2 protein-coding genes are annotated in these 2,251 nt (G+C 37.7%); both read left to right on the forward strand.

Annotated features, from left to right (window positions below; translation table 11 throughout):
- The coding region (locus tag GQN54_RS15280) for an RHS repeat protein (RefSeq protein WP_317164002.1) at positions 1-1,368 on the forward strand (1,368 nt) is incomplete at its 5' end.
- A 10-nt stretch (positions 1,369-1,378) separates the two neighbouring features.
- Positions 1,379-1,894: a hypothetical protein gene (locus GQN54_RS15285; protein ID WP_160634446.1), complete on the forward strand. Its 516-nt coding sequence runs from the start codon at positions 1,379-1,381 to the stop codon at positions 1,892-1,894.
- Positions 1,895-2,251: the final 357 nt, after the last annotated feature.

Genomic DNA, 2,251 nt, shown 5'->3' on the forward strand with positions numbered 1-2,251 from the left:
AGGATTAGAACAGCCATTACCGATTATATGTTATCTCCATATGAAACTGATAATTTAGTATTTACTCCAATAGAAGAATCTGAAGAGATGGAAATGGAATTGGAGTCTGAAATTTCAAATGGGCCAGAGTACGCACCCAACCCTGAAATGTCAATGGAGTTAACTTCTCCCAATCAGTTGATTGTATTTAGAGGTGCAAATGGTAAAACCTATAGTACCACTCTTGGCGCTTTTTATGAGGGTGAAGAAGCCTCAAAAGCACCAGATGCAAGCTCAAGTTGGACGAGTCGGATAAATTTATCAGGAGGTGCTGATGCAGACTGGGGAACGAATGGGAATGTTGTAGAATCTCCGGAAAAGGTGGATTACTACCGTTCAGACCACTTAGGTAATACCCGAGTAGTGTATGAAGTGGAATGGGATGCAGATTTAAATCAAGTGAAATTCAACCTGAAAGGCGCTTATGATTACTTCCCGTACGGTAAGATCTTGAGAAGCTACGTTCCCGGAAATGGTTATGAGCGATACTTAACTACACAGCACGAAAGAGACCATGAAACCATTAGCGGAAACTTTGCAGGAACTGGTTTAGATAACCGTGGAGCGAGGTTTTATGATAGTGATGTTGCGAGGTTTTTATCTGTTGACCCACTAGCGGCGAAATATCCAAGTTTGTCAGCATACAATTATGTAGCAGGGAATCCGGTAATACTCGTTGACACTGATGGGAGAGAAATTAGGATATATTCAAGTGTAAATAATAATACTTCAAGTCAGTCATATATAGTTTATACGCCAGGTATGAAAGCAGCGGGTAGTCAGTTTCAGATTGATGCAATAAATGCTTTAAATCACATGAATGCTAGCAAATCGGCAAGTGGATCTGTTTCTCGCCTAACTAATTCGAGTAGAGTATATGATGTTTATGATGCGAGTACAAATACTTCTGAAACAGGTTCAGGAACAATTAATAATCAAATATATTGGCAAAATACCGCAGCACATACAACCAATACTCCTAACTCTAGAACAGGGAGTAATAAAGAAGCTGCTTCTTCGCCTTTCTTCCATGAAGTAGTACATAAAGCATTAGCAGATCAAGCAAAAGACATGTATAATAGTGCTAGGACAGCATTAGATGCAGGTCAAATTACTCAGGAAGAGTATGAGAAAAGAGTTGCTGAAGCAGATAAGATTTGGAATAACTCTACAGATGAAGAGTATATCATTGAAGAGCATCAAAATGCGTACAACGAAGAAAGTGGATGGGGAACAAGGTCTGAAGGATCTAATGGAGAATCAAGGCATTCTAGTGGATATACAGGTTCTTTTGTACCTAGCTGCTCAACCTGTACCGATGAACAATAAAAATAAAAGTATGCTAGTAAATATTTTAATTTCAGTATGTCTGCTAACTTCATGCTCATCAAAGTTTGTTCAGGAAAGTGAGATTTCTAAGTGTTGTCCTTCAAAAAACAATGAATGTATTAAAAGTGAAGACTATGAAGGTGTGCTTCTGAATGAGATTAGTGTAGATGGTATTTTGCATGTTAGAAACCTAACAGAATTGAAAGTAGATAGAGATGCCTTTCGTAAGGTAACAATTAACGAAGTAAAAAATGTTGAGGAGCAACTACAAAAGGAATTAGTTGAATATGTAGAGCCTTTAATAATCGAAGATTTACCAGCTTATATTAGACAATACATTGTACTCTCGAAGGATAAATCAGAATTAATGATTATTCCATTTTTCAAGCCTAAATTCGAGGGTGAAAGTAATAGCTTAACTGATTATGCATGTTCAGAACTTCTTATTGCTTATGATTATGGAAGAAACTTCTTTACTGTAGTTTATGATTTAAGCAATCAAAAAATAATATCAGTAAAAAAATAGAGTTTTGAGCTAATAAATACTATAAAAAACCCTGAGCGTTCAGCTTGGGGTTTTTATTACATGATATTTTGCAGCTTGGTTTGCTTTAAAAAAGTATCAATCAAGGTCATGTCCCCCCGTTCCTGCGCGATTGTATCGCGGCTGATGAAGCGATTGTACTCTTTTTCAGCTCCAAGTGGAGGAGGCGGAGAAGGAGAAGGCACAGACCCGAATAGTGCAAGCAGAGGCGGGTTATGTGAGTAGTATTGGTGGAGTGTCTGCTGCCAATGGAATAAGTTCAACTGATGATAGACAGTATACCTATGATGGCACAGGGAATTTAAAATCGGATGACAGTAGAAAAATACTAGACATCAC

Origin of the sequence: Acidiluteibacter ferrifornacis (genome assembly GCF_009909615.1) — a bacterium.
In the GTDB taxonomy this organism is placed as follows: Bacteria; Bacteroidota; Bacteroidia; order Flavobacteriales_E; family Vicingaceae; genus Acidiluteibacter; species Acidiluteibacter ferrifornacis.